Origin of the sequence: Paenibacillus sp. MER TA 81-3 (assembly GCF_023713585.1) — a bacterium.
Classification (GTDB): domain Bacteria; phylum Bacillota; class Bacilli; order Paenibacillales; family Paenibacillaceae; genus Paenibacillus_B; species Paenibacillus_B profundus.
In genome coordinates this window covers 1-438 of the sequence record NZ_JAMAWB010000086.1, presented here as the reverse complement: position 1 = coordinate 438, position 438 = coordinate 1, and the positions used below count along the sequence as shown (strand labels likewise).

Annotated in this window: 1 protein-coding gene; it reads right to left on the bottom strand. The window is 52.5% G+C overall.

What is annotated here, in order from left to right:
• Nucleotides 1-191, bottom strand: a 191-nt coding sequence (eutS, locus tag M3650_RS31330) for an ethanolamine utilization microcompartment protein EutS (protein ID WP_251580267.1), incomplete at its 3' end; no start/stop codon positions are given.
• Between the last annotated feature and the right edge of the window lie 247 nt (nt 192-438).

The following is a 438-nucleotide window of genomic DNA, read 5'->3' as shown; positions in this document are numbered from 1 at the left end:
TCGGCGGCCTTCATCGCCAGATCGCCGGCGATCATCGCCGTTTCTCCCGGCGTCAGCGTCATAATGCCGATCGCGCCGGATTCGGGTACGCCGATCTTTTTCACCAGCTCCGCTCCCGGGTGGGCAATCAGATGCGCCAGTGTGACCTGTTTGCCTGGTACGAATTCCTGAATAATGCGTTCTTTATCCATGACTGATTGCCCCCTGAAATCTGTCCTCATGGTGACGACATTTCAGCGCGGCAAATAACAAATTTCGGCAAGTGGGGTTAAAAGGTGAAGTGGATCACTCAGGAGAGAAAATAATATTGCGGTGGAATTAAAAAGGCAGGCTCAGCGTTTTTTACTCACCGGCCTGCCTGATATTGCGCGCGGAAACGGATCCGCGCGTTAACGGGGGAAATAGAAAATTACAGCGGTTCGGTTTGCGCTTCAACAA